This is a genomic window from Massilia phyllostachyos (genome assembly GCF_021044825.1).
In the GTDB taxonomy this organism is placed as follows: domain Bacteria; phylum Pseudomonadota; class Gammaproteobacteria; order Burkholderiales; family Burkholderiaceae_D; genus Telluria; species Telluria phyllostachyos.
In genome coordinates, this window is sequence record NZ_JAJNOC010000001.1 from 386,432 (window position 1) to 405,413 (window position 18,982).

Annotated in this window: 15 protein-coding genes and 1 tRNA gene; 6 read left to right on the forward strand and 10 right to left on the reverse strand. The window is 67.0% G+C overall.

What is annotated here, in order from left to right; translation table 11 throughout:
* Window positions 1-5: 5 nt before the first annotated feature.
* Window positions 6-1,175: a glycosyltransferase family 4 protein gene (locus LQ564_RS01610; RefSeq protein WP_231056341.1), complete on the forward strand. Its 1,170-nt coding sequence runs from the start codon at window positions 6-8 to the stop codon at window positions 1,173-1,175.
* A gap of 57 nt (window positions 1,176-1,232) precedes the next feature.
* Here the strand turns inward: LQ564_RS01610 and LQ564_RS01615 are convergent, their stop codons facing one another.
* Both LQ564_RS01615 and LQ564_RS01620 read right to left on the reverse strand, forming a co-directional pair.
* A complete protein-coding gene (locus LQ564_RS01615; RefSeq protein ID WP_231056342.1) occupies window positions 1,233-2,225 on the reverse strand; it encodes an HD-GYP domain-containing protein in 993 nt (330 codons plus the stop codon).
* Between the two features lie 25 nt (window positions 2,226-2,250).
* Window positions 2,251-5,577 carry an MHYT domain-containing protein gene (locus LQ564_RS01620; protein ID WP_231056343.1) on the reverse strand — a complete coding sequence of 1,109 codons (3,327 nt, stop codon included), beginning with the start codon at window positions 5,575-5,577 and terminating at the stop codon, window positions 2,251-2,253.
* A 251-nt stretch (window positions 5,578-5,828) separates the two neighbouring features.
* Here LQ564_RS01620 and LQ564_RS01625 point away from each other — a divergent pair, with 251 nt between their 5' ends.
* Window positions 5,829-6,590, forward strand: coding sequence for a substrate-binding periplasmic protein (locus LQ564_RS01625; RefSeq protein WP_231056344.1), 762 nt, complete (start codon window positions 5,829-5,831; stop codon window positions 6,588-6,590).
* A 253-nt stretch (window positions 6,591-6,843) separates the two neighbouring features.
* On the opposite strand, the gene LQ564_RS01630 is transcribed toward LQ564_RS01625, so the two are convergent.
* The 8 genes from LQ564_RS01630 to hutC all read right to left on the reverse strand — a co-directional run bounded on the left by LQ564_RS01630 (window position 6,844) and on the right by hutC (window position 13,384).
* Window positions 6,844-6,928, reverse strand: a tRNA-Leu gene (locus LQ564_RS01630).
* 82 nt (window positions 6,929-7,010) lie between these two features.
* On the reverse strand, window positions 7,011-7,478 hold the full coding sequence (locus LQ564_RS01635; RefSeq protein ID WP_231056345.1) for a hypothetical protein: 468 nt from the start codon (window positions 7,476-7,478) through the stop codon (window positions 7,011-7,013).
* Window positions 7,479-7,721: 243 nt separating this feature from the next.
* A complete protein-coding gene (locus tag LQ564_RS01640; RefSeq protein ID WP_231056346.1) occupies window positions 7,722-9,446 on the reverse strand; it encodes an ArnT family glycosyltransferase in 1,725 nt (574 codons plus the stop codon).
* A gap of 126 nt (window positions 9,447-9,572) precedes the next feature.
* Complete coding sequence (locus LQ564_RS01645; protein WP_036251257.1) at window positions 9,573-9,842, reverse strand: type B 50S ribosomal protein L31; 270 nt, start codon at window positions 9,840-9,842, stop codon at window positions 9,573-9,575.
* Between the two features lie 351 nt (window positions 9,843-10,193).
* Window positions 10,194-11,456, reverse strand: coding sequence for a transcription termination factor Rho (gene rho / locus LQ564_RS01650; RefSeq protein ID WP_231056347.1), 1,263 nt, complete (start codon window positions 11,454-11,456; stop codon window positions 10,194-10,196).
* A gap of 140 nt (window positions 11,457-11,596) precedes the next feature.
* Window positions 11,597-11,923, reverse strand: a complete 327-nt coding sequence (trxA, locus tag LQ564_RS01655; RefSeq protein WP_231056348.1) for a thioredoxin TrxA — start codon at window positions 11,921-11,923, stop codon at window positions 11,597-11,599.
* A gap of 231 nt (window positions 11,924-12,154) precedes the next feature.
* Window positions 12,155-12,553, reverse strand: a complete 399-nt coding sequence (locus LQ564_RS01660) for a response regulator (RefSeq protein ID WP_231056349.1) — start codon at window positions 12,551-12,553, stop codon at window positions 12,155-12,157.
* Window positions 12,554-12,664: 111 nt separating this feature from the next.
* Window positions 12,665-13,384, reverse strand: coding sequence for a histidine utilization transcriptional repressor HutC (gene hutC, locus LQ564_RS01665; protein WP_231056350.1), 720 nt, complete (start codon window positions 13,382-13,384; stop codon window positions 12,665-12,667).
* A gap of 157 nt (window positions 13,385-13,541) precedes the next feature.
* Here hutC and ada point away from each other — a divergent pair, with 157 nt between their 5' ends.
* The 4 genes from ada (at window position 13,542) to hutU (ending at window position 18,976) form a co-directional block, all read left to right on the forward strand.
* Window positions 13,542-14,597 (forward strand): bifunctional DNA-binding transcriptional regulator/O6-methylguanine-DNA methyltransferase Ada, encoded by a 1,056-nt coding sequence (gene ada / locus LQ564_RS01670; RefSeq protein ID WP_231057345.1) that lies wholly within the window; start codon window positions 13,542-13,544, stop codon window positions 14,595-14,597.
* Window positions 14,594-15,277 (forward strand): 2OG-Fe(II) oxygenase, encoded by a 684-nt coding sequence (locus LQ564_RS01675; protein ID WP_231056351.1) that lies wholly within the window; start codon window positions 14,594-14,596, stop codon window positions 15,275-15,277. Before ada ends, LQ564_RS01675 begins: the two co-directional genes overlap by 4 nt.
* A 93-nt stretch (window positions 15,278-15,370) precedes the next feature.
* Window positions 15,371-17,041, forward strand: coding sequence for an amidohydrolase (locus tag LQ564_RS01680; RefSeq protein ID WP_231056352.1), 1,671 nt, complete (start codon window positions 15,371-15,373; stop codon window positions 17,039-17,041).
* 231 nt (window positions 17,042-17,272) lie between these two features.
* Window positions 17,273-18,976 carry a urocanate hydratase gene (hutU, locus tag LQ564_RS01685; protein ID WP_231056353.1) on the forward strand — a complete coding sequence of 568 codons (1,704 nt, stop codon included), beginning with the start codon at window positions 17,273-17,275 and terminating at the stop codon, window positions 18,974-18,976.
* Window positions 18,977-18,982 lie beyond the last annotated feature (6 nt).

Consider the following 18,982-nt stretch of genomic DNA (forward strand, 5'->3'; position numbering starts at 1 on the left):
CCAACATGCGTGTCCTTCATTTCTACAAGACGTACTATCCGGACTCGGTCGGCGGCATCGAACAGGTGATCCGCCAGCTGTGTGTCGGCACGACGCGCCTGGGCGTGACCAATACCGTGCTGTCGCTGTCGCGCCAGAAAAACCTGGCGCCGATCCAGTTCGACGGCCACACCGTGGTCCGCATGCCGCTCAATTTCGAGATCGCCTCGAACGCCTGCTCGATCCAGTCGCTGGGCGCGCTGTCGCGCATGGCGCGCGAGGCGGACGTGGTGCACTACCACTTCCCCTGGCCCTTCATGGACCTGGCGCACTTCATGGCGCGCGTGGACAAGCCGACCGTGGTCAGCTACCACTCCGACATCGTGCGCCAGAAGCGCTGGCTGCGCCTGTACCAGCCGCTCAAGCACCGCTTCCTGGCCAGCGTCGACAGCATCGTCGCGGCCTCGCCCAACTACCTGGAATCGAGCACGGTGCTGGCGCGTTACCCGGACAAGACCCGCGTCATCACCTATGGCCTGGACAAGTCGACCTATCCGAGCGTGGACCCGTGCCGCCTGGCGCACTGGCGCGAGCGGGTGGGGCCGAAGTTCTTCCTGTTCGTGGGCGTGCTGCGCTACTACAAGGGCCTGCACATCCTGCTGGAAGCGGCCAAGGGGCTCGACTATCCGATCGTGATCGTCGGCACCGGCCCGGAAGAAGCGGCGCTGAAGGAGCAGGCCGCGCGCCTGGGCCTGAAGCACGTGCTGTTCACCGGCGCGCTGGAGGAAGCCGACAAGGCGGCTTTGCTCACCCTGGCCTACGGCCTGGCCTTTCCCTCGCACCTGCGCTCGGAAGCCTTCGGCATCTCGCTGCTGGAAGGGGCGATGTACGGCAAGCCGATGATCTCCTGCGAGATCGGTACCGGCACCACCTACATCAACGTCGACGGCGAGACCGGGCTGGTGGTGCCGCCGTCGAACGCGCAGGCGCTGCGTGGCGCGCTGCGCACGCTGTGGGAAAACCCGGAGCTGGCGCGCGACATGGGGGCGAGGGCGGAGGAGCGCTACCAGGCGCTGTTCACGTCGGAGCAGATGGCGGCGGGGTATACGGCGCTGTACCAGGAGCTGGTGGCCAAGCGGTCGACGGCGGGCGCCGGGACCGGTGTGGGTTTGGTGGACGTACCGCCGGCACGGTGATTCGTCATCGGGGTCGACGTTGTAGCGTGGGCGGGTTTCCCGCCCACGTTCCCCACATCAGGCTTCGGCCCAGCGCTGCTGCACCGTGCGCACCGCCGGCATCTGCTCGATGAACAGATCGACCAGCTGCGGATCGAAATGCCGCCCCTTCTGCTCGCGCAGGAAATTCAAGGCCTCTTCTTCCGTCCACGCCTTCTTGTACGGCCGCTTCGAGGTCAGCGCATCGAACACGTCGGCGATCGCCACGATCCGTCCCACCATCGGAATCTCGTCGCCGCGCAGTCCGCGCGGGTAGCCGCTGCCGTCGTATTTCTCGTGGTGGGTGAGCGCGATCTGGCGCGCCAGGTCCAGCATGCCGCCTTCGTGCTCGCCGATGATCTCGGCGCCGATCGTCACGTGGCTCTGCATGATCTTCCATTCGTCCGGGTCGAGCGGTCCGGGTTTCTGCAGGATGCGGTCGGGGATGCCGATCTTGCCGACGTCGTGCATCGGCGCCGCGTGCAGCAGGTCGTCCGCCTCGATCTCGCTCATGCCGAGGGCGACGCCGAGGATGCGCGAGAAGTGGCTCATGCGGATCACGTGCAGGCCGGTCTCGTTGTCCTTGTACTCGGCCGCCAGGCCCAGGCGCTGGACGATCTCGAGGCGGCTGGCGCGCAGCTCCTCGGTGCGCACCAGCGACAGGTGGGTGCGCACGCGGGCGCGCACGATCGGCGGGCTGACCGGCTTGGTGATGTAGTCGACCGCGCCGGCTTCGAAGCCTTCCAGCTCGTCGGCGGTGTCGGTCAGCGCCGTCACGAAGATCACCGGGGTCGAGGCCGTATGCGGATTGGCCTTCAGGGCGGCGCAGACTTCGTAGCCGGACATCCCCGGCATCATCACGTCCAGCAGGATCAGGTCGGGGCGTTCCTGGCGCGCCAGGTCGAGCGCGCGGGCGCCGTCCTTGGCGAACAGCAGGCGGTAGTGATCCTGCAGGATCTGGCGCAGCAGTTGCAGGTTGCTGGCTTCGTCGTCGACCGCCAGGATCAGCGGGAGGTTGTGCGGTTGGGGCATGTTGGTCTGTTGATCTGAACGCGGCTCATTCGCCGAGGGTGGCCATCACGGCTTCCAGTTGCTCCAGCGCGGAGTCGAACTCGAAGTCGCCGATCGCGGCCTGGACCTGGGCCACGCGCGGCGCCACCGGATGGCCGGCCAGCGCGGCGGCCAGGCTCGCCATGGCGGGGTCGTTGAGGGCGCCGCGGCGCAGGGCCTGCAGCAGCACGCCGCCGGCGCGGCGCGCGCGCGCCAGGGCGCCGGCGCCGGCAGCGCCGGCGGCGCCGGCGGTGGCGGCCGGCGGCGGGCTGCCGCCGTGGATCGCCGCCAGGGCTTCGCCCAGGGCGGCGGTGGAGGCGTCGAGCGCGCTTGCCGCCGCCCGCTCGTCGGTCGGCACGGCATTGGTTGCGTGTTCCAGTTTCGACAGCGCGTCCGACAGCCGTTCCAGGCCGACGTTGGCGGCCACGCCGCGCACCTTGTGCGCCAGCATGCGCAGTTCCTGGTGGGCGCCGCCGGCCGCGTGCAGCTTGAGGGTGGTGGCCAGGTCGGCGTACTGGCGGCCGAAGTGGTCCAGCGCTTCCAGGTAGACGTCTTCCTTGTCGGCCCAGCGGTGCAGGCCGGCGCGCCGGTTCAGCACTTCGCGCGCCGCGCCGCCGGCGTCGGCCGCATCCTTGTCGGCTTGCTGGCTGATGCCGAGCACGCGCGCGATCTCGTGCGACAGCGCGAACCAGTCGACCGGCTTGCTGGCGAAACCGTCCATCCCGACTTCGACGCTGGCGCGGCGGTGCTCGGCCAGCACGCTGGCCGTCATCGCGATCACCGGGGTGCGCTTGCGGCCGCTCGCCGCTTCCGCCGCGCGGATCGCACGGGTGGCGGCCAGGCCGTCCAGGGTCGGCATCTGAAAGTCCATCAGCACCAGGTCGTAGTCGCCGCTGGCGGCCTGCTCGACCACGGCGGCGCCGTCCGCCACCGCGCTCAAGCGATGCCCGCGGCGCGACATCAACAGCTGCAGCAGTTCCAGGTTCTGCGGCACGTCGTCGGCCGCCAGCACCTTCAGCGGCGGCAGCACCGCGGCGCTGCGCACGCGCGGGGCCTGCTGGACGAAGCGCGCCAGCACCAGCGGCAGGCGCACGTGGAAGGTGGCGCCCTTGCCGAGTTCGGATTCGGCCCAGATCTTCCCGCCCATTAGCTCGACCAGTTGCTTGCTGATCGTGGTGCCCAGGCCGGTGCCGCCGAAGCGGCGCGTCATCGAGGCGTCGGCCTGGGTGAAGGGGTCGAAGATCGCCTGCAGGCGCTCGGGCGCGATGCCGATGCCGGTGTCGCTCACCGCGATGCACAGCTGGTCGGCCTCCGGCCAGACCCGCAGGGTGACGGCGCCCTGGGCGGTGAACTTGATCGCGTTGTCGAGCAGGTTGGTGAGCACCTGGCGCACCCGCAGCTCGTCGCCGCGCAGGCCGGTCGGCAGCGCCGGGTCGTAGTGGATGTCGAGGTGCAGGCCCTTGGCGCGCGCGTTCGCGGCCAGGGTCGAGGACAGCTCGTCGATCAAGGAGAGCAGGTTGTAGTCGTTCTGCTCCAGTTCGACCGCGCCCTTTTCCAGCTTGGCGGTGTCGAGGATCTCGTTCAGGAGGCGCAGCAGGGCGCGGCCGGCGTTGCGGATGGTGTCGAGGTGGCGCCGCTGGTCCTTGTTCAGCTCTCCGTCGAGCAGCACGTCGGTGAAGCCGAGGATCGAGTTCATCGGGGTGCGGATCTCGTGGCTCATGTTGGCGACGAACGTCGCGCGCGCGGCCGCGGCCTGCTCGGCCTTGTCCTTGGCGTCGCGCAGCGCGTCTTCCATCTCGCGCCGTTCGGTGATGTCGAGGATGACGCCGTCCAGCCACTCGAACTCGCCGCGCTCGTTGCGCACGCCGCTGCCGTTTTCCCACAGCCAGCGCACGCTGCCGTCGGCGTGCAGCACGCGGTATTCGACCAGGTAGGGGCGGGCGTCGGCCAGCGCGCTGTCGATCGCCTCGTTTACGCGCACGCGGTCGGCGGCGTGGATCAGGGTGCCGAAGCGGCGGCGCGGATTGGCGCCGGTGAACTCGGCGGGCGCGTAGCCGGTGACGCGTTCGACCGCGTCGCTGATGAAGACCATCGGCCAGTCGTCGTCCAGCGTGCAGCGGAAGGAGATGCCGGGGATGTTGCCGATCAGGGAGCGGAACTGCGCTTCGCTGGCGTGCAGCGCCTGCATGATGGCGCGGCGCTCGCTGATGTCGGTGATGAAGCAGACGAACAGGTCCTGCTGGCCCAGCAGCGCGTGGCCGATCGCGCGGCGGATCGGCACCAGGCTGCCGTCCTTGCGCTTGCCCATGATCTCCATGCTGTCCGACATCGCGTCGGTGAAGCCTTCGCGCGTGAGCACTTCCAGGCCGTCGCGCGAGACCGTGTCCTCGTCGGCGATCAGGAGCGCCGCATTCTGTCCGATGATGTCGGCGCGGCGCCAGCCGAAGATGCGCTCGGCCGAGGCGTTGAATTCGGTGATGGTGCCGTCGCGCGTGATGGTGATCACGCCGTCCACCGTGGTGGTGAGCAGGGCGCGCATCCAGGCTTCGCTGGCCCGCAGGTCGAGGAACATCTGGCGGTAGCGCAGCAGGCCGTTGACGGCCGCCACCATGGCGGTGAAGCCCATGGTGATGATCGAGATCGACAGCGCCAGGAAGGAGCTGTTGGAGCCGCCCATCGCGCCCGGTTCGACGTCCCCGACGAAGCGCGCCGCCGCCATGCCGGTGTAGTGCATGCCGGAGATGGCGCAGCCCATCACGATCGCGGCCAGCAGCAGGCGGCGCGATTCGGACAGCGACTGGAAGCGCGACAGGCCGAAGCGCACTCCGAGCGCGATGGTGGCCAGCACCACCGCGACCACGATCGACAGCGCGAACATGGCCGGGTCGTAGCGCAGCTGCAGGCGCATCTGCATGCCGGCCATGCCGGCATAGTGCATGGCGCCGATGCCCGCGCCCACCACCACGCCACCGACCAGCAGGGTGCGCAGGTCCAGGCGCGAACGCGTGAACAGGGTCATGGTGACGGCCGACGCCCCGATGCTCGGCAGCGCCGACAGGATGGTGGTCCAGGGATCGTAGGTGATCGTCGTGCACAGGTTAAAGGCCAGCATGCCGATGAAGTGCATGGCCCAGACGCCGGCGCCCAGCGCCAGGCTGCCGCTGGCCATGACCAGCACCCGGTGCGAACGGCTGGCGGCGGCCTGGCCGGCGATCTGCAGGCCCATCCAGGACGAGAAAATGGCGATCAGGACCGACAGCAGCACGAAGCGCGGTTCATAGACGCCGAAAGTGAGCAGCGACGGGTCGTCCGGTACTGAGAATAACTGGAACATGGATGGGCGTTTATGCGAACTGGCGTGCGGTTTCCGGAATGGTCCAGCCAGTATCGCATTTTCACCTGGGAAATTGTTGTTGTTCCTGAGAATATTGCTGATTTTACTGATTTTCTGTGGCGTGGACGCCACCACCGTGTCACATGCGTTATGGAAAAAAACTGTGTGCTGATATGCTGTCCTGCAGGTCAACGCAATACTGTGTGAGGCCGGTAGCCATGTTGTCCAATCGATTTCTCTTCGTTTTTTCTATGCTTGCCGGACTGGCCTCCACCATCCCGGCTGCGGCTGCCGTTGCGGTCGAGCCCGCCCGGCTTTACATCACGACCGAGCTGCTGGCGCCGTCGAGCATGATGGAAGGCGGACGCGTGGTCGGCATCGCCACCGACAAGGTGCGTGAAGCGATGCGCCGCAGCGGCGTCGACTACCGCATCGAAGTGCTGCCCTGGAAGCGCGCCTACCACGCGGCGCTGACCCGCGGCGACGCCTGCGTTTACTCGACCACCCGCACGCCCGAGCGCGAGGCCTTGTTCAAATGGGTGGGGCCGACCGACATCGCCCAGTGGGTGATGCTGGGACGCGCCGACCGCAAGCTGCGCCTGCGCAGCCTCGCCGACGCGCGCGGCCTGCGCATCGGCACCTATAACGGCGACGCGCGCGAAGCCTGGCTGCGCAGCCGCGGCTTCACCCTCGATTCGACGTCCAACGACCTCTCCAACCTGAACAAGCTGATGGCCGGCCGCATCGACCTGTGGGCCGCCAGCATGCGCAGCGACAGCAATGTGCTGGCGCGCTTCGGCTACCAGAAGCAGGTCGTGCCGCTGCTGGTGTTCAACGAGATCGGCGTCTACCTGGCCTGCAACCGCGCGGTGCCGGACGAACTGATCGGGCGCCTGAACGGGGCCTTCGCCGACATGGCGCGCGACGGCACCGGGCGCCGGATCGAACGCAGCTACGAGGGCTGGGAACCGGCGCCCGGGCCGGCAGGCCCACGAGGCAGGCCGGAGTTCTGATCAATTTGCTTCGGCCTTTCGGGCAACACTGTAAATCTTTCCGACAGGTGACAACGAGGTGGCGCAGCAAGCAGGTGCGCGCTGGCGCGGTCCGTTGCGGCTATCCATGCGGATGCACGGGCATGCCATGCCCCGGGGCGGCGCAAAGGCGCGGCGCTTTATGCGCCATGAATGTCGGAAAGGTTTACAGCAAGAATGGTATGGGACAGGCCAGGCTGGGCGCCTGTGCCGGTGATGCAGGGTTGCTAGGGGTTGGTGCCTCCGGCCGGAATCGAACCGGCACGCCTTTCGGCGCTTGATTTTGAGTCAAGTGCGTCTACCAATTCCGCCACAGAGGCCCGATAGCAGGCGCGCATCTTAGCATACCGTTTGTGTAACTGACCAGTACCGTGCGGCGTAGCGGAAACTGGCCAGCGAAAATCAGCAGGCGATGCGCTGCTGCAGCAGGCGCAGGCTGCCCACCGGGCCCACCACCTGCAGCGCGTGCGGCGAGACCGCCACCACGATGGAGCCGTCGCGCGCGCTCAGCCAGGGGCGCGGGCGGAAGTAGCTGAGGTGGTCGGGGTCGGACACGGTGCGGCGGTAGCCCAGCGAGACCAGGGCTTCGTCGAGCGTGCCGAGCATGTGGTGGGCGTCGAAGCGGGTGCTCATCTCGAAGCGGCCCGGGCCCATCATGGCGGCCGGCAGCAGGGCGCCGGCCAGCGCAGGCAACACAATGAAGGGCAGCGGCGTATCGGGATCGATGAAGTGCAGGGCGCCGATCAGCAGCGGCACGCCGAGCAGCAGCGTGAGCATCCAGGGCAGCAGCTGGCGCCAGGTGCCCTGTCGGGCCAGGAAATAGGGCCGTTCGCGAATTCTGACGATTTCTGAAAAAGTTACGCTTTTCATGGGGTTCTCCTCGCAGCGCTGCTCGAGCATGTTGGGTTCGCACGGCAAACATGCGACCGTTTTTATTTTGAACACCAACCCGATCAGGAGATTGACTCCGCTCAAAAGCACTGCCTTGCGAACCTAGGTTCTCACATCGGATTGGCGAGCTGCGCACCGCTGGAAAGCATGCAGGAATCGTGCCAGAAACAACAAAGCCGCCGGCACAGGGGCCGGCGGCTTTGTCTTGTCATTACGGTGGCGTCAGGGACGGCGGAACAGGCGGAAGCGTTCGTAGCGGTCGGAAGCGCGCCGGCCTTCCCACAGCACGGCGAAGCCGCGCACGCCGTGGCGGCGCGCCTGGCGGTCGTCGCTGCGGCTGCGGTCGCGGATGTCGTCCTGGATCAGCACGTAGCGGCACTCGCCCGCGTCCAGCCTGGCGAAGGGCAGGCGGCCGAAGTAGGCGAAGGAGGCGCGCTGGGCCGGGCCGACGTTGCTGTCGATGCAGTCGGCGTCGTGCGGCAGGGTCGCTGCGATCTGCTGGGCCACGCCGGCGTAGCTCTTGCCGTAGTTGAGGTCGGGCAGGAACAGGGTCATCAGGAGCACCCACAGCAGGATCAGGCCGCTCGAGGACAGCACCACCGCGCGCCACAGCACCGGCGGGCGGCGCGACAGGCGCCAGTGGACCAGCATGACCCACCCGACGCTCACAGCGGCCGCCACCACGAAGGCGACGATGCCGACTTCCGGCCGGAAGCCCGGCACCAGCTTGAGCGCGTTCTTGGCCAGCTGGGCCGGCCAGCCGGTCAGCTTGGCGATCCAGAACAGCCACACCAGGGCGCCGAGGATGGTCAGCACCATCACCGAGAACCAGTCGATCGCGTTGATCGCGCCGCGCTTCATGGTCGGCAGGCCGAACGCCGCCATCAGGGCCAGCGGCGCGAGCATCTTGAGGAAGTCGCCGTTTTCCAGCGCCGGGTCGCACAGCAGCAGCGCGGTCAGGGCCAGGAAGAAGAACACCGGCATGACGATGTGCAGCAGGTGCTGCTGGCGGCGCCAGGCCCAGATCGCCCACACGGCGAAGGGCCAGGCCGGCCAGAAGAACCAGACGCCGATGCGGAAGAAACCCTTGAGCGTGTCGAGGGTCGGCAGGCCGATCTGGCTGGCGTTCCAGTCCAGCCACTCGCCGACCGGCGACAGGCCGTAGGGCTGGACCAGCGCGGCCGGCACGATCCAGACCAGGGTGATAAGAAATCCGACACCGGCGGCGATGCCCATGTGGCGCAGGGTCGCGTTGGTGGCCAGCTTCAGGTAGCGGGTGCAGGCGACCAGGGCCACCAGCAGCACGAGCGGCGGCAGGATGCCGCGGGTGAGGGCGAGACCGCCCAGCGACAGGCCGACCAGCACCGCGTTGCGGGTCGAGGCGTGCTCGACGTAGCGCACCGCGCGGTACAGGAAATAGGCCAGCAGGGCGCCCTGCAGGGTCGCGGCCAGGGTCAGGTGGCTCTGCACCAGGAGGCCCAGGCAGCCGAGGTAGATCAGGACCGCGGTGTCGCCCAGGGTGCGGCCATAGTCGTCGGGTTCCGGCTGGCCGCCGAAGGCCAGGCGCAGCGGCTGCGCTTCGGCGCGCCGGCCCAGATGAAAAGCGGTGTACCACAGCGACATCGCTCCGGTCACGAAAATGCCGATGGTCGAGACGCGCGCGGCCAGCACGTCGCCCAGGATCCAGCCGAACAGCTTGATGCAGAGCGCGCCCAGCCAGAACGCGAGCGGGCCTTCCTCGGTAGCGGCCAGGCCGGCGATGTTCGGGTACAGCCAGTCGCTGAACGAGCCGTGCGCCATGGTCCACATGATGCCAAAGGGGCCGGCGTCTTCCTTCCACGGATCGCGGCCGATCAGGCCCGGCAGGATGTACAGCATGCCCAGCGCGAGCAGGGCCCAGCGGGGCAGCGCCAGGGTGGCGGCGGCGGGGAGGCGGACGGGTTTCATCGGATTCATGATGCGGTAAAGATCAGTCGCGTAGTATAGCCGCGAAAAAAAAGAAGCCGGCAGGCCGGCTTCTTTTGTGGCAACCCAGGGCGCTATGGCCCGGGGCTTGCGTGGTGCCTGGGCGAATTAGCCGTTGGCGACCGAGGTCTTCGAACCGACCGAGCCGAACTTCTGACGGAACTTCTCGACGCGGCCAGCGGTGTCGACGATCTTGTGCTTGCCGGTGTAGAACGGGTGCGATTCAGCCGAGACTTCGATCTTCACCAGCGGGTATTCCTTACCTTCGTAGGTAGCGGTTTCGCGGGTGTTGATGGTCGAACGGGTGATGAACTTGAAATCGCACGACACGTCGTGGAACAGGACTTCGCGGTAATCCGGATGGGTATCGGTCTTCATGATGAGTGCTTTCGATTGAGTAGGTAGCCAAACGGCACTTCGTCGGTCGACTTGCTTCTTGACCCGATTGCCGATCACTTGCCAGGGTTGGACTGAACCGGAGATTATAGAGGGGTTTGGGGGAGGTGGCAACTGGGGTGGTGCAAGGATGCGGGGAGGTGTGCGCGTAAAATTGGATCCCGGCCTGCGCCGGGATGACGGTTTCAAGGCTAACAAAGGAATCGTGGCGACGATGTTCATGCGCCCTGTTAACGTCGTCCCGGCGAAGGCCGGGATCCAAGTTCTTACGCATACCGCAAAACAAAAAGGCGGCCCGCAGGCCGCCCCATTCGCGCAACGTGCAGCGAAGGCTCAGCCCCCGCGGCGCATCATGTCAAAGAATTCGACATTGTTCTTGGTCGCGCGCATCTTGTCGAGGATGAACTCCATCGCCTCGATCTCGTCCATCGAGTACAGCAGCTTGCGCAGGATCCAGATCTTCTGCAGCTGGTCCGGCTTGATGAGCAGCTCTTCGCGGCGGGTGCCCGATTTGTTCAGGTTGATGGCCGGGTAGACGCGTTTCTCGGCCAGGCGGCGCTCGAGGTGGACTTCCATGTTGCCGGTGCCCTTGAATTCCTCGTAGATCACGTCGTCCATGCGCGAGCCGGTTTCGATCAGCGCGGTCGCGACGATGGTCAGCGAGCCGCCTTCTTCCACGTTACGCGCGGCGCCGAAGAAGCGCTTCGGACGCTGCAGGGCGTTGGCGTCGACACCGCCGGTCAGGACCTTGCCCGATGCCGGAATCACGGTGTTGTAGGCGCGCGCCAAGCGGGTGATCGAGTCCAGCAGGATCACGACGTCCTTCTTCATCTCGACCAGGCGCTTGGCTTTTTCCAGCACCATCTCGGCGACCTGCACGTGGCGGGTGGCCGGTTCGTCGAAGGTCGACGCCACGACTTCGCCGCGCACCGAACGCTGCATCTCCGTCACTTCTTCCGGACGCTCGTCGATCAGCAGGACGATCAGGGTCACGTCCGGGTGATTCGCAGTGATCGCGTGGGCGATGTGCTGCAGCATGACCGACTTGCCCGACTTCGGCGAGGCGACCAGCAGGCCGCGCTGGCCCTTGCCGATCGGCGAGATCAGGTCGACGATGCGGCCGGTGATGTTCTCGGCGCCGTTCATGTCGCGCTCGAGGCGCAGCGGCACCTGCGGGTGCAGCGGCGTCAGGTTCTCGAACAGGATGCGGTGCTTCGAGGCTTCCGGCGATTCGCCGTTGACCTTGTCCACCTTCACCAGCGCGAAGTAGCGCTCGCCGTCCTTCGGCGTGCGCACTTCGCCTTCGATCGAGTCACCCGTATGCAAATTGAACCGGCGGATCTGCGACGGCGAGATGTAGATGTCGTCGGTCGAGGCCATGTAGCTGGCATCCGGCGAACGCAGGAAGCCGAAGCCGTCCGGCAGCACCTCGAGGGCGCCGTCGCCGAAGATCTGTTCGCCCTGCTTCGCGCGCTTTTTCAGGATCGCGAACATCAGTTCCTGTTTGCGCAGGCGGGCTGCGTTGTCGATGTCGAGGCCGATGGCCATCTCCAGCAGCGCGGAGACGTGCATTGCCTTCAGTTCAGATAAATGCATGTTTGTGTGGGTGTCCCGTGACGGGAAAGTAAAGGTAGGGGAGGGAACGACGGGGTTTGTAAGCTGGGAAGCACCGGAGCCGATAGCTTCCCGACGATGACGGCAGCGCGGGCGCGCCGCCGCCGCTCATGGTAACAGTATCAGATGTTGCTGTCGATAAACTGAGTCAGCTGGCCCTTGGCCATGGCGCCGACCTTCTGCGCCGCCGCGACACCGTTCTTGAACAGGATCAGGGTCGGGATGCCGCGGATACCGAACTTGGCCGGCACGGCCTGGTTCGCGTCGACGTCGACCTTGGCAATGACCAGCTTGCCTTCGTATTCCTTGGCGACTTCTTCCAGGATCGGCGCAATCATCTTGCACGGACCGCACCACTCGGCCCAGAAGTCGACCAGCACCGGGCGCTCGGACTTGAGCACCTCGGCATCGAAGGTTGCATCGCTGATGTGTTTAATGTTTTCGCTCATAGGTTCCTCAGATGAGGTAAGGATCAAATAACGCCTGGCGGCCTGGGCCGATCCTGCGAGGCCCCGGGCACGGCTTCCGTGCTGTGCTCATCTAATAAATGAGCTGCTACACAATGGTGGAGGCACTGTGTGCAAAAAACAATATGGAAGGACGGCAAGGGGGTGTCAGGCGGGGATGTGCCGAATAATACCCCATTTTTTTAAAAAGTGTGGGTCGGCTTGTACAAAATCTCAACACTGCAGCGCATGGCGTAGCTGCTCGAGCGCGAGCGGCTTGCGGAAGGCGCCCGCCACCTGCAATCCGAGAACGCGCGCCAGCTCGGTGGCGGCGTTGCGCACGCCGTCCGCCATGGCCGAGACCACGATCACCTGGCCGCGGAAACCCTGGCTCGCCGCGGCCTGCAGGAACTCGATGCCGTCCATGTCCGGCATGGCCAGGTCCAGGATCAGCAGGTCGGGCGCGTGGCGCGGCAACGCGGCCAGCGCGCACCTGGCGTCGAGCTCGGCGTGCACGTCGAGGGGCGCGCCGATCATGCCCAGCATGTCGCGCAGCACGTCGAGCATGAAGCGGTCGTCGTCGAGCAGCAGCACGCGCCGGGGCGTGAGGAAAGGCGCGGACGATGGCTGCATGAGAGACCCTGGGTAAATTGACCCGGGCCATTATGGCGAAGTTTTCCACTTCCGTGGAGATATTGAACAGCAATTTGCAAGGCGCCACGCGGCGCCTGCCGGGACAGGTGCTTACTGCACGCTGCCGGTGAAGCGCGCCAGGTGGCCCGGATGCCACATCGTCGCCACCGAGGCGACCCGGCCGCCGGACGTGGTGCGGCGGTGCAGCACCAGGCAGGGCGCATCCGGGGCGATCGCCAGCATGGCCGCGACCTCGCCCGGCGCCGGCTGGGCTTCGATGCCGTAGGTGGCGCCCTGCAGCGGCGCGGCCGCCATCAGGTGCTCGTTCGGGGTGATCGCGGCGAAGTCCTGCTCCAGGTAGCGCGGCGCGCAGGCCGGGTTGACCCAGCGGTCCTCGACCTGGATCGGCACGTCGTTCTCGAAGTGCACGATGATCGAATGGAAGAGCTGGACGCCGGTCTCGAGCTCGAACTCGAGCGCCAGGTCGTCGCCGGCGGTTTCGGCGCGCAGCAGCAGCAGCTGGCTGCGGTGGATGCGGCCGCGCGCGCGGATCTCGTCGGCGATGTTGCGAATCTCGACCAGGGTCGCCTGATACTTCTGCGGCGCCACATAGGTGCCCGAACCCTGGCGCCGCACCAGCGCGCCCTCGGCCGTGAGTTCGCGCACGGCGCGGTTGACGGTCATGCGCGAGACGCCGAACTGGCGCACCAGCGCCTGCTCGGACGGCACCAGGTCGCCTTCCTTCCAGCGGCCGGACGCGATCTCGCCGACCAGGTAATCCTTGATACGCTGGAAAATGGGGGTGCTGTCTTGCGCGATCTGTTCTTCCAAACTACTCTCCGGGGAGGCATGCGATAGAGGCGCGGCACGATGCCGCGACCCGGATTCTAGCACCGCAATTCGAAAGCAAGAGCCGGAGTGACCCGCTTCCGGGCGCATCTTATCCTGTGCGCATCGCTACATTACCGGGACATCCATCATGAATGCCATGACCGCGCCGTATGACACCGACGAGATGCGCTGGACCGCGGTCCAGCGCCGCGACCGCGACGCCGACGGCCGCTTCTATTATTCGGTGCGCAGCACCGGCGTCTACTGCCGGCCTTCCTGCCCCTCGCGCGGCGCCCTGCGCGCCAACGTCGCCTTCCACGCCAGCCCCGAGGAGGCGGAACGCGCCGGCTTCCGGCCCTGCCTGCGCTGCGAGCCGACGCTGCCGCCGCTGGCCGAACGCCAGGCCGCGGCCGTGGCCCGGGCCTGCCGCCTGATCGACGAGGCCGAAGATACGCCGAGCCTGGACAGCCTGGCCCAGGCCGTGGGCCTGAGCCGCTTCCACTTCCACCGCCTGTTCAAGCAGCATACGGGGATCACGCCCAAGGCCTACGCGGCGGCGCGCCGCACCGCGCGCCTGCAGCAAAGCCTGCCCGGCGCCGCCAGCGTCACCGATGCGCTGTACGACGCCGGCTTCAATTCCAGCGGACGCTTTTACGAGGGAGCAGCGGGCGCGCTGGGCATGCTGCCCGGCCGCTACCGTGCGGGCGGGCAGGGCGAGACCATCCGCTTCGCCGTCGCCGGCTGCTCGCTGGGCGCGATCCTGGTCGCCTCCACGGAGCAGGGCATCTGCGTGATCCTGATCGGTGACGAGCCGGAGCCGCTGGTGCACGACCTGCAGGAGCGCTTCCCGCAGGCCGAACTGATCGGCGCCGAGCCCGAGTACGAGGCCGTGGTGGCGCAGGTGGTTTCGTTTGTCGAGACGCCGCGCATCGGCCTCGACCTGCCGCTCGACGTGCGCGGCACCGCCTTCCAGCGCCGTGTGTGGGAAGCGCTGCGCGCGATTCCGGCCGGCGTCACGGTCAGCTATGCCGAGCTGGCGGAGCGCATCGGCATGCCGACGGGGGCGCGTGCGGTGGCCAGCGCCTGCGCGGCGAACCCGGTGGCGGTGGCGATTCCCTGCCACCGCGTGGTGCGCACTGGCGGCGGACTGTCCGGCTACCGCTGGGGGATCGAGCGCAAGCGCACGCTGATCGAGCGCGAGGCGGGGCAGTGATCGCCTGGGAGCGGGTGGGCGAGGAGCTGGATGCCTTCGGCTGCGCCGTGATACCGGGGCTGCTCGCGCTTGACGACTGCCGGGCGGCGGCCGCGCTGTACGAGCGCGCGAACCTGTTCCGCAGCCGGGTCGTGATGGAGCGCCACGGTTTCGGGCGCGGCGAGTACCAGTACTTTTCCTATCCGCTGCCGGCGCCACTGGAGGCGCTGCGCTCCAATCTGTATCCGCCGCTGGCGGCGATCGCCAACCGCTGGCAGGCGGCGCTGGGGTTGGATGCGCGATTTCCCGATTCGCATGCGGAGTACCTGGCGCGCTGCCACGCGGCCGGGCAGGTGAAACCGACGCCGCTGCTGCTGCGCTACCGCGCGGGCGACTACAACTGCCTGCACCAGGACCTGTACGGCGAGCTGGTGTTCCCGCTGCAGGTGGCGGTGCTGCTATCAAGCCCGGGCGAGGATTTCGACGGCGGCGAATTCGTCCTGACGGAACAGCGCCCGCGCATGCAGTCGCGCGCCGAGGTGGTGCCTTTGAAGCAGGGCGACGCCGTCGTGTTCGCGGTGAACCAGCGGCCGGTGAACGGCACGCGCGGCGTGTATCGCGTCGCGATGCGCCATGGGGTCAGCCGGCTGCGCAGCGGCACCCGGCACACCCTGGGGATCATCTTCCACGACGCGGGGTGAAGGTCCCTATGCCCGCACCTTGATTTTCTATACACTCCTCGATGCCGTGCCCACGAAGCACGGACACCCTCATACAACGGAGAATAGAAAAGCATGCGCGCGCGCCAGATCCCCCTTTCGTCACTGATCGTCCTCGCCGGCCTCGGCGTCCTGTCCTCGGCCCACGCCGACACCGTCATCACGAACGCCAACGGTTACACCCTGAACGCCAAGGGCGAGCTGGTGCAGTTCAGCGCGATGGCGTTCGACGACAAGGGCCGCATCACGGCGGTCGGCAGCAACGCCGACGTGACGGCCAAGGCACGCGGCGCGCGCCAGGTCGACATGCAGGGCCGCACCGTGCTGCCGGGCCTGATCGACGCCCACGGCCACGTGTTCGGCCTGGGCCAGCAACTGACCCAGCTCGACCTGTCCGCCACCACCTCGCTGGCCGGCGCCACCAAGGCGATCGCCGACTACGCCAAGGCCAATGCGAACCACGCCTGGATCCGCGGCCGCGGCTGGAACCAGGAGAACTGGAAGCTGGGCCGCTTCCCGACCGCCAAGGAACTCGACGCCGTGGTGGCGGACAAGCCGGTCTGGCTCGAGCGCGTCGACGGCCACGCCGGCTGGGCCAACAGCCGCACCTTGGCGCTGGCCGGCATCACCAAATCGACCCCGGACCCGGCAGGCGGCAAGATCATGCGCGATGCGAACGGCGAAGCGACCGGCGTGCTGGTCGACGCGGCGCAGGAACTGGTGACCAAGGTCATGCCGGCCCAGACCGAAGCGGAAGGCCGCCTGGTGCTGGATAAATCGCTGCAGGAGATCGCGCGCGTCGGCATCACCGCCGTGCACGACGCCGGCATCGGCGTGGCGGAAGACCGTCTGTACCGCGACTACGCGGACAATAAAAAACTGACCGCGCGCGTCTACGCCATGATCGGCGGCACCGGCGAGGATTTTGACCAACTGGCAAAAAATGGACCACTGAAGGACTACGCCGACGGCATGTACGCGCTGCGCGCGGTGAAGCTGTATTCCGACGGCGCCCTGGGCAGCCGCGGCGCCGCGCTGATCAAACCCTACAGCGACGAGCCGCATTCGCACGGCCTGCTGTTCTTCAAGAGCGCGCAGATGGACGCGATGATGACCAAGGCCATGCGCAAGGGTTACCAGGTCAACGTGCACGCGATCGGCGACGCCGGCAACAAGCAGATCCTGGACATCTACCAGAAGGAGATCGGCGTCACCAGGAGCGCGGCGCAGCGCCACCGCATCGAGCACGCCCAGGTGGTGACGGCGCAGGACATCCCGCGCTTCCAGACTTTGGGCATCATCCCGTCGATGCAGCCGACCCACGCGACCTCGGACAAGAACATGGCCGAGACCCGCGTCGGCCCGGAGCGCATCAAGGGCGCCTACGCCTGGCGCACCTTCCTGCACCAGGGCTCGCGCATCGCCTGCGGCTCGGACTTCCCGGTGGAGTCGCCGAACCCCTTCTTCGGCATCCACGCCGCCGTGACCCGCATGGACCACGCCGGCCAGCCGGTGGCGGGCTGGTATCCGAACCAGGCGATGTCGCTGAAAGAAGCCTTCCGCTGCTTCACGCTGGATGCGGCTTATGCCGGCCACCAGGAGAACAGCCTCGGTTCGCTGGAGCCGGGCAAGCACGCCGACTTCATCGTGATCGACCGCGACCTGTTCCGCATGTCGACGTATGACATCTTCAAGACCGGCGTGCTCGAAACCTGGGTCGGCGGTCGTCAGGTGTTCAAAAAGTAGAGTAGACGACGCGTCGAGATAATCGTAGAGGGTGTGAAAAACGGCTACGGCAAGGCGCCGAGTCGAAGACAGTACGCTCGTACGGCGAGACGAGGCAACGCAGCCGTAGAAGAATTTTTCACACCCTCATAGGGTGGGCGGTCCTCCGCCCGCCAAATGCAGCCCCGATATTGGTTGACTTGCTTGTATAGACAACCTATATTCATCGCAGATCCCAACCCAGGAGCCGCCATGAATTCTCCGATGCCTCACGATCCCCGCTTCGACCCCTCCCGCGTGATCCGCGCTCCGCGCGGCACCGAGCTTTCCTGCAAGAGCTGGCTCACCGAAGCCGCCTACCGCATGCTCCAGAATAACCTCGACGCCGAGGTGGCCGAAAACCCGCAGGCCCTGGTCGTCTACGGCGGCATCGGGCGCGCCGCGCGCAACTGGGAATGCTTCGACCAGATCCTCGCCTCGCTGCGTACGCTGGAAGACAACGAAACCCTGCTGATCCAGTCCGGCAAGCCGGTCGGCGTGTTCCGCACCCACGCGGACGCCCCGCGCGTGCTGCTGGCGAACTCCAACCTGGTGCCCAAGTGGTCCAACTGGGAACACTTCAATGAACTCGACCGCAAGGGCCTGTTCATGTATGGCCAGATGACTGCCGGCAGCTGGATCTACATCGGCACCCAGGGCATCGTGCAGGGCACCTACGAGACCTTCGCCGAAGCCGGCCGCCAGCACTTCGGCGGCGACATGGCGGGCCGCTGGATCCTGACCGCTGGCCTGGGCGGCATGGGCGGCGCCCAGCCGCTGGCGGCCACCTTCGCGGGCGCGGTGTCGCTGAACATCGAGTGCCAGCAGAGCAGCATCGATTTCCGCCTGCGCACCCGCTACCTCGACAAGCAGGCGAAAGACATCGACGAAGCTCTGGCACTCATCAAGGAACACACCGCCAGGCGCGAAGCCGTCTCCATCGGCCTGCTCGGCAACGCCGCCGACGTGCTGCCGGAACTGGTGCGCCGCGCCAAGGCCGGCGGCCTGGTCCCGGACCTGGTCACCGACCAGACCTCGGCCCACGACCTGATCAACGGCTACCTGCCACAAGGGTGGACCGTCGAGGAGTGGAAGGCCGCCCAGCAGGACCCGTCCCAGCACGCGCGCTTGACGTCCGCCGCCGCCGCATCCTGCGCCGTCCACGTGCGCGCCATCCTCGACTTCAAGGCCATGGGATCGCACGCCGTCGACTACGGCAACAACATCCGCCAGGTGGCCAAGGACGAGGGCGTCGAGAACGCCTTCGACTTTCCCGGCTTCGTGCCGGCCTATATCCGTCCCCAGTTCTGCGAAGGCCGCGGCCCGTTCCGCTGGGTGGCGCTGTCGGGCGACCCGGAAGACATTTATAGAACCGACGCCAAGATCAAGGAGCTGTTCCCGCAGCACGCGCGGGTGCACCGCTGGCTCGACATGGCGCGCGAGCGCATCGCCTTCCAGGGCCTGCCGGCGCGCATCTGCTGGCTGGGCCTGGGCGAGCGTCACCTTGCCGGCCTGGCCTTCAACGAGATGGTGCGCACGGGCGAACTGAAGGCGCCGATCGTGATCGGCCGCGACCACCTCGACACCGGCTCGGTCGCGAGCCCCAACCGCGAAACGGAAGCCATGCGTGACGGCACCGATGCGGTGTCCGACTGGCCGCTGCTGAACGCCCTGCTGAACACCGCGGGCGGCGCGACCTGGGTCTCGCTGCACCACGGCGGCGGCGTCGGCATGGGATACTCGCAGCACTCGGGCGTGGTGATCGTGGCCGACGGCACCGATGCCGCCGCCGAGCGCCTGGCGCGCGTGCTGGTGAACGACAGCGGCTCGGGCGTGATGCGCCATGCCGACGCCGGCTACGAGAGCGCGATCGCCACCGCGAAGAAGAATGGCCTGAACCTCCCCATGATCAAGTAAAAGACA